Genomic DNA, 6760 nt, shown 5'->3' with positions numbered 1-6760 from the left:
CCGCAGCGGCCCAGGCCAGGGGCGGCGCGGCGCGGCCGAGGCTGCCGATGGCGACCTCCGCGATCAGCACGGGAACGGCAACCAGCAGCAACCCGGCGAGGTAGGCGGCCAGGAAGGGCGTGCCACCGTGGCTGCCAAGGAGGTAGGCAAAGCGCCAGAGGTTGCCAAGACCCACCACTGCCGCCACCAGGGCGAAAACAAAGGTGGAGCGCGAGCGCCAGGCACCGAGGGGGTTTAGGGACTGCACGGTTGCGATAGAACTCCTTGCTCGCGTGGCCGGTAGCGTCGCATCCTGTCAGCCTGCCGCCCGCAGACACCGGTGAAAAGAGCAACATTCACGTTACCCCGCCGGAAGGGGCTACGTATAATGCCGCCCCATGTCGAAAAAGAAACCCAAAACGCCTGATAACGTCATCGTCCGCAACAAGCGCGCACGCTTCGACTACGAACTCCTCGAGACCTTTGAGGCAGGTCTCGCCCTCGAGGGTTGGGAGGTCAAGGCCCTTCGCGCCGGCAAAGCCCAGCTGGTCGATTCCTACGTCCTCATGAAGAACGGCGAGGCCTTCCTCCTCGGGGCCCAGATCAACCCCCTGGATACGACCTCGACACACACGGTGGCCGACCCGACGCGGACACGGAAACTACTGCTGAAGCGGAAAGAACTGGCGAAGATCCTCGCTGCCACGGCGCAAAAGGGGCAGACCTGCGTCTGTACCCAGCTTTACTGGAAGAAGCATCTCGTCAAGGCGCGCATCGCCCTGGCCCGGGGCAAGCAGTCCCATGACAAGCGCGACACGACGAAAGAGCGCGACTGGGACCGGCAGAAGCAGCGCATCCTGCGCGACGCCGTCAAACAGTAGGCGGCGGCGTCAGGCGGCACTGCGCAGGGCGCCGCAGCCGGCGCGGATCAGCCGACCGGGCAAGGTGCCGGTGAGCCGATCGTCCGCCACCACCGTCTCCCCGGCAACGATGATCGCCCGGTAGCCGGCGGCGTCCTGCAGCAGCCGCTGCCCCCCCGCCGGGAGGTCCTGCACCATCTGCGGCGCGAACAGGCGCAGGCGCTCGTAGTCGATGACGTTGATATTGGCCTTGAGGCCCGGCCGCAGCCGGCCGCGGTCATGGAGCCCCGCGTAGTCGGCAATATCTGCCGTGAGTCGACGCACCGCCTCGGCCAGCGGCAACCGCGGTCCACGGACCCGGTCCCGGGTCCAGTAGCTGAGCAAGTAAGTGGGGAAGCTCGAGTCGCAGATCGTGCCCACATGGGCGCCGCCGTCGGAGAGCCCCATAATTGACAGGGGGTGCTGCATCATCGTGTGCAGGTTGTCGAAGTTCATTTCCGTGTAGTTATAGACGGGAAAATACAGCAGCGCCTTGCCCTCATCCTCGAGCAGCAGGTCGTAGATCATCTCCAGAGCGGCTATGCCGCGCTCTTCGGCCATGTGCAGCACGGAGCTTTCCGCGGTCTGCTCGTAGTCCGGATTGTCACCGAGGAGAAAAGTCTTGCCGGCAACGTAGTCGATGGCGGCCATGAGCGCATCGACAATCGGCGGCACCGGTGTGCCGTCACCGGCGAGCTTCTCGCTCTTCTCGGAAAGCAGCTGACGCTTGAAGGCGGGATCGCGCAGACGCGCCACCCGCTCGGGGAGCGGCAGGCCACTGATAGCCTTGTAGCTGGGGAACCCGATGAAAGGGTGAAAGGTGCACTGCAACCCCGTAAGCACGCCGATACCGCGCGGGGCAACCTGCAGGCGGATGTCGAGCCCCTGCGCCCTGGCACGCTCAGCGCGCTCGATAATGCGCAGCCACTGGTCCGGTGCAAAGTCACGCTGCATGAGCGACAGGGAAAAAGGCCGGCCGCCGGCACCGCGGGCAAAGGTCTCCAGGATAGCGAACTCGCGGTCGAAGGCGTCGCCCTCGCGCTCGAGATCGAAATCGTTGACGGCCTGCAGTACCCCGTGGTCCAGTCCCTGAAAAGCCGCGGCGATACCGGCGAGCTCCTCGGCGGTCGCCTCCGAGGACGGTGTCCACTCCCCATCGGCACTGCGGTGCACGTCGGAGCGGCCGGTGGAGAAACCGATCGCACCGGCCTCAAGCGCTTCGCGGGTGAGGCGGCGCATTTCGGCAATATCCTCCGGGGTCGCCGGCTCGTGGTAGACGGCCCGCTCCCCCATCACGTAAACGCGCAGCGGGTCGTGGGTTACCTGCACAGCGAAGTCGATCGCGTGCGCCTTGCGCTCCAGGGCGTCCAGGTATTCCGGGAGGCTTTCCCAGTCCCAGCTCATGCCCTCGGTCAGCGCAATGCCCGGGATATCCTCAACCCCCTCCATGAGCCGCACCAGCTTTTCCCGGTCTCCGCGCCGCACCGGCGCGAAGCCGACGCCGCAGCTGCCCATGACCACCGTGCTCACCCCGTGATTGACGCTGGGCCGCAACTCCGGATCCCAGGAAGCCTGGCCGTCGTAGTGAGTGTGCAGATCAATAAAGCCCGGCGTAACGATATGGCCAGAGGCATCGAGCGTCTTCCGGGCCTGCCCCGGGCAGTCGCCTATAGCGACAATAAGACCATCGCGGACCGCGATATCCGCCTGCCACGGCGCACCGCCATCACCGTCGTAGACCGTGCCGCCGGTGATCTTGAGGTCGTACTCCATAGCCGGGCGCCTCTTCCGTTAATGCTTATTAATTATGGGGAAGCAGTCTAGGAGCCCCGCCACGGGGCGTCCAGTCGGCCGCCGGGCACCGGCAGCGCCTGCCCGCAAGACAGCGGGCTCACCGATCCATTATCATTAACTGTTCTCGTTTGCATTGACCCGCCGCGCCGGGATCGGCGTAGCTAGCTTGCAAGAACTGTACGACTCAACTCAGAAACAGGCAGGGAGCAGAACATGGCAGCAGTACAAGCCGCCAGGGTTACCTGGGTTCACCACTGGAACGACCGGCTTTTCAGCTTCGCGACAGAGCGCGATCCCGCCTTCCGCTTTGAAAACGGCCACTTCACCATGGTCGGCATCGAGGTGGACGAGAAGCCGGCGCTGCGGGCCTACAGTATCGCCAGCGCCAACTACGAGGATCACCTGGAGTTCCTCAGTATCAAGGTGCCTGACGGACTGCTCACCTCCCGGCTACAGCATATCCAGGCGGGCGATACGGTGCTGCTGGGTAAAAAGCCCGTCGGCTCGCTGGTGCTGACTGATCTGAACCCGGGGCGAAATCTCTTCCTCTTCGCCACCGGGACAGGGCTGGCACCGTTTATGGCCATCGTCCGCGATCCGGATGCATACCTCCGCTACGACCATATCGTGCTGGTGCATGGCGTCCGCCAGGTGAGTGACCTCGCCTACCGGGATTACCTGACGAAAGACCTGCCCGAGCACCCTTATCTCGGCGAACTGGCGCGGGAGCAATTTCTTTATTACCCCACAGTGACCCGCGAGCCCTTCGAGAACCAGGGTCGCATCACGGACCTGATCACCAGCGGGCGTCTCACGGCGGACCTCAGTCTGCCGGTGCTCGACCCGGCAGAGGATCGAGCCATGATCTGCGGCAGCATCGCCATGCTCGAGGATCTGTCTGCGCTCCTCGACGAGCGGGGCTTCCAGGTCTCCCCGAGCCAGGGTACCGCCGGGGACTACGTCATCGAGCGGGCCTTTGTCGGCTGAACTGGCGCTGAACTGCTGCCCCGCCCGGCAGGCGGGCGAGGCGGCCCGTCAGACTACGGCCTCGAAGGTCTCCAGCTCCGGGGGCGCCAGATAAGTGCCCTTTGGGGCACTGGTCTGAGCGTGGGCCTTGCGAAAGTAATCAGACTCGGTCCAGGCCTCAAAGTCTTCCCGCGTCTCCCAGATCGTGTGCGACGCATAGAGCACATGATCGTCCTTTTCCGGGCCCTTCAACAGCGCGAAGGTGCGAAAGCCCGGTACCTGTGCCAGGTACGAGTCGCGCTGGCGCCAGATGTCCTCAAAGGCATCCTCAAAGCCGAGGGCGATGCGAAAGCGGTTCATGGCGATGAACATGGGTAGTTCCTCCTTGTCAGTTCCGTTCAGTTCCGTTCCGTTCAGAGAACCAGTCAAAGGCCTCAGGCAATCACCACCAGCCGCCCAAGGGCGGCATGGTGCTCGACATGCACCGGCGCGCCGTAAACGTGGCTCAACCGGTCTGCGGAAAGCACCGCCTCGGGCTTGCCCGACGCCACCGCCCGACCGTGATCAAGCAGGACGATGCGGTCGGCAAAGCGAGCGGCCAGGTCGAGATCGTGGAGCACGGCCAGCACCCCGAGACCTTCGCCGGCCAGCCGCTGCAGGTCCTCGAGCAGGCGCAGGCCGTGGGCTACATCGAGGTTGGCGTTCGGCTCGTCAAGCAGAAGCCAGCGCGCCGTACGGTCGCCGGCGGGCCGCCAGAGCTGCAGCCAGCCGCGGGCAAACTGGGCGCGTTGCTTCTCGCCGCTGGAGAGAGAGCGGAACGCGCGCCCGGCGAGGTCGCTGAGCTCGCAGGCCTCGAGCACGTCCCCCAGGGCCTCGGCCGGTGCCACCTGTCCGAAGCGTTCGCCGTGCAGCCAGCCCATGGCAACCACGTCCCTTACTGAGTAGTCGAAGGCGAGCGCCGGGGGCGGTCCGACCACGGCCCGTCGGGCTGCGCGCTCGGAAAGCGTCAGGTCCTGCAGGGCCCGGCCATCCAGGGTCACCACGCCCGCGTCGGGTTCGTCGTCGCCGGCCAGCAGCGACAGCAGCGTCGATTTGCCGGCGCCGTTGGGCCCGACCAGCACCAGCAGCTCACCCGGCTCCACCCGCACAGACACGGAAGACAGCAGCGTCGCCGCGCCGCGGTGAAGAGAGACAGCAGTGGCCACGAGGCTCATCGGCGCAACCTCAGCACCAGCCAGAGGAAGAACGGCGCACCGATCGCGCTGGTAATCAATCCGACAGGCATCTCTGCCGGCACGACCAGAGTCCGCGCGCCGAGATCGGCGGTAATCGCAAGGGTGGCACCCAGCAACGCAGACGCCGGCAGCACATAGCGGTGGTGCACGCCGCCAAGAAGCCGGGCGATATGGGGCACCACCAGGCCCACGAAACCGATGATCCCCGCCACTGCTACGCCAGCGCCCACGGCCACGGCCACGCCGAAAACCAGGCGGCGCTTGAGCGCTACCACGCAGACACCGAGCCGCGCAGCTTCAAGCTCCCCGAGCTGCAGAAGGTCGAGACGTCGCGCCGCGGGCAGCAGGTAGGCTGTAGCCAGAGCAATCAAGGCCATCGCCGGCAGGGCCGTGCGCCACTGCGTGCCGCCGAAGCTGCCCATGCTCCAGAACGTCAGTGAACGCAGTTCACCATCGTTGGCAAGCCAGGTGAACAGGCCAATACCGACCCCCGCAAGGGCATTGACGGCGATCCCCACGAGCAGCAGCGTGGTCACGCCGCCCTGCCCCCGCCGGCTGGCAAAGGCGTAGAGGGCGCCGGTGACGGTGACCGCGCCGAGGATGGCGGCGGCCGGAAGACTGTAGGGGCTGAGCGCCTCGGGGAGCGCCAGGGCTTCCCCGAAAACGATCATGGCGATGGCGCCGAGCGCCGCGCCGGAAGACACTCCGATCAGCTGCGGCTCCGCCAGCGGATTGCGAAAAAGCCCCTGCAGGCAGGCCCCGGCAAGCGCCAGGCCGGCGCCGACCATGCCCGCAAGGACGACCCGGGGAAGGCGCAGCTCGCTGAAGACCATGGCCTGCAGAGGCGTCACCGTCGAGCGGTCGAGCAGGAGGTCCAGCACCGGAACCGGCACGGCCCCGACGCTGACCCCCGTGGCGGCGGCCAGCAGCATGAGGGCAGCCAGGGCCAGCAGCCGCGGCTCGGGCAGCGGGATCGCCCGGAGCGGCCATAGCTGCCGCCACGGCAGGGGCAGCTCGTTCATGGCGCAGCCTGCAGCTGCTTGCGGAGCCTGGCAGCCGTGGCCACGGTACGCGGGCCGAAACCGAGCATTGCCATACCGTCCATGGTGATGACCCGTCCGGCCTGCGCCGCCGGCGTCAGGCGCAGGGCCGGATGAGCAAGCAGCGCGTCCAGACCGCCGGCGTCAGCAACGCCGCGCTCCGGAACCACGATAAAGGCCGGCGCCGCCAGCGCCATGGCTTCTTCGGAAACGGGCTTCCAGCCCTCGAAGCCCTCGAGGGCATTGCGCACCCCGGCCATGGCGAGCAGGCCGCTGCCGGAGGTGTCGCGGCCGGCGGCCACCGGGGAGCCTCCCCGCAGGCCGAGAAGGACCATGCCCCGGGGTGCATCCGGCGCCGCCGGCGCAGTCACAGCACCGGCAAGGGTCTCGGCTACAAGGGCCTCGCCCGCAGCCGCACGCCCCACCGCGGCGGCGACACAGCGGATCTTGGCAGCGACCCCCTCGGCGTCGAAGCGCTCAGGCACGACCAGCAAGTCGAGGCCCAGCGCCGACAGCTGATCGACAACCGCCGGCGGCCCCATATCGTGTTCGCCCAGCACCAGCGTCGGCTGCAGCGACAGCAGGCCCTCGGCAGACAGGTTCCGCACGTAGCCGATCTGCGGCAGCTCACGCGCGGCCACGGGGTAGGTGGCCGTGCGGTCGACAGCGACGATGCGCGCCTCCTCGCCGAGGGCGTAGAGGATCTCCGCGAGGGAGCCACCGGCCACAGCGATGCGGCTGGGATCCGGCGCAGGCTGACTGCATTCGAGGGCGGCTACGCCGGTCGCCAGCAGGCAGCTGCCCAGGAAGGCAAGCCCGCGCTGCAGGGGTTTCAGCACGGCGCCCA

The 6760-nt window shown here is 67.1% G+C and carries 7 protein-coding genes and 1 pseudogene; 2 read left to right on the top strand and 6 right to left on the bottom strand.

Annotated elements, in window-relative coordinates; genetic code table 11:
* Positions 1 to 247: pseudogene (locus tag HRUBRA_RS07480) on the bottom strand (sodium-dependent transporter); the annotation flags it as partial.
* 130 nt (positions 248 to 377) lie between these two features.
* Between HRUBRA_RS07480 and smpB the strand changes: the two are divergent.
* A complete protein-coding gene (gene smpB, locus HRUBRA_RS07475) occupies positions 378 to 860 on the top strand; it encodes an SsrA-binding protein SmpB (RefSeq protein ID WP_035515992.1) in 483 nt (160 codons plus the stop codon).
* Between the two features lie 9 nt (positions 861 to 869).
* Here the strand turns inward: smpB and HRUBRA_RS07470 are convergent, their stop codons facing one another.
* Complete coding sequence (locus tag HRUBRA_RS07470; protein WP_035515989.1) at positions 870 to 2651, bottom strand: N-acyl-D-amino-acid deacylase family protein; 1782 nt, start codon at positions 2649 to 2651, stop codon at positions 870 to 872.
* A gap of 234 nt (positions 2652 to 2885) precedes the next feature.
* Between HRUBRA_RS07470 and HRUBRA_RS07465 the strand changes: the two genes are divergently transcribed.
* Positions 2886 to 3659, top strand: coding sequence for a ferredoxin--NADP reductase (locus HRUBRA_RS07465; RefSeq protein WP_035515988.1), 774 nt, complete (start codon positions 2886 to 2888; stop codon positions 3657 to 3659).
* A gap of 48 nt (positions 3660 to 3707) precedes the next feature.
* Here HRUBRA_RS07465 and HRUBRA_RS07460 read toward each other — a convergent pair whose 3' ends face one another.
* From HRUBRA_RS07460 to HRUBRA_RS07445, 4 genes are all read right to left on the bottom strand, one after another.
* The gene (locus tag HRUBRA_RS07460; RefSeq protein ID WP_035515987.1) at positions 3708 to 4010 is read right to left on the bottom strand and encodes an antibiotic biosynthesis monooxygenase family protein; all 303 of its coding nucleotides are present in this window, start codon (positions 4008 to 4010) and stop codon (positions 3708 to 3710) included.
* Positions 4011 to 4072: 62 nt separating this feature from the next.
* Complete coding sequence (locus HRUBRA_RS07455) at positions 4073 to 4852, bottom strand: heme ABC transporter ATP-binding protein (protein ID WP_035515986.1); 780 nt, start codon at positions 4850 to 4852, stop codon at positions 4073 to 4075.
* Entirely contained in the window at positions 4849 to 5895 is a 1047-nt protein-coding gene (locus HRUBRA_RS07450; RefSeq protein ID WP_035515983.1) for a FecCD family ABC transporter permease, read from the bottom strand. The genes HRUBRA_RS07455 and HRUBRA_RS07450 overlap by 4 nt, the downstream gene beginning before the upstream one ends.
* Entirely contained in the window at positions 5892 to 6752 is an 861-nt protein-coding gene (locus tag HRUBRA_RS07445; protein WP_161787605.1) for a heme/hemin ABC transporter substrate-binding protein, read from the bottom strand. Before HRUBRA_RS07445 ends, HRUBRA_RS07450 begins: the two co-directional genes overlap by 4 nt.
* Positions 6753 to 6760: the final 8 nt, after the last annotated feature.

This window comes from Pseudohaliea rubra DSM 19751, from assembly GCF_000764025.1.
GTDB classification, from domain to species: Bacteria; Pseudomonadota; Gammaproteobacteria; order Pseudomonadales; family Halieaceae; genus Pseudohaliea; species Pseudohaliea rubra.
The sequence above is the reverse complement of the archived record's forward strand: the minus strand, read 5'-3'. Positions and strand labels throughout refer to the sequence as shown.

What these genes read in the sequence shown, in the direction of transcription:
- HRUBRA_RS07455 (WP_035515986.1), bottom strand. Translation starts at nt 4,852, where the DNA reads ATGAGCCTCGTGGCCACTGCTGTCTCTCTTCACCGCGGCGCGGCGACG.
- HRUBRA_RS07450 (WP_035515983.1), bottom strand. Translation starts at nt 5,895, where the DNA reads ATGAACGAGCTGCCCCTGCCGTGGCGGCAGCTATGGCCGCTCCGGGCG.
- smpB (WP_035515992.1), top strand. Translation starts at nt 378, where the DNA reads ATGTCGAAAAAGAAACCCAAAACGCCTGATAACGTCATCGTCCGCAAC.
- HRUBRA_RS07470 (WP_035515989.1), bottom strand. Translation starts at nt 2,651, where the DNA reads ATGGAGTACGACCTCAAGATCACCGGCGGCACGGTCTACGACGGTGAT.
- HRUBRA_RS07465 (WP_035515988.1), top strand. Translation starts at nt 2,886, where the DNA reads ATGGCAGCAGTACAAGCCGCCAGGGTTACCTGGGTTCACCACTGGAAC.
- HRUBRA_RS07460 (WP_035515987.1), bottom strand. Translation starts at nt 4,010, where the DNA reads ATGTTCATCGCCATGAACCGCTTTCGCATCGCCCTCGGCTTTGAGGAT.